Below are 235 nucleotides of genomic sequence, written 5' to 3'. Positions count from 1 at the left end.
CCCCTAAAATATTCGTAATTTGTTCGCCGATTCGATCATGTTTTCGTAAATTGATCGTCTCGCAGCCGAAGCTTCTTGCCTGCTCCAGTCTTTGCTCATTCAGATCTCCAACAATCACAGCAGATGCGCCAAGAAGCTGAGCCGAATGGGCTGCTGCAAGACCTACTGGGCCAGCACCTGCAATATATACGGTCGAACCAGGCTTTACTCCTGCCGTATAAGCACCATGAAAACC

General features: G+C 48.9%; 1 pseudogene. It reads right to left on the bottom strand.

What is annotated here, in order from left to right:
- Positions 1–235 (bottom strand): annotated as a pseudogene (locus tag AC0IXA_RS28165) (formaldehyde dehydrogenase, glutathione-independent); the annotation flags it as partial.

This window comes from Pseudomonas sp. AC083, from assembly GCF_979253165.1.
This window is presented reverse-complemented; position numbering and strand designations above follow the sequence as displayed.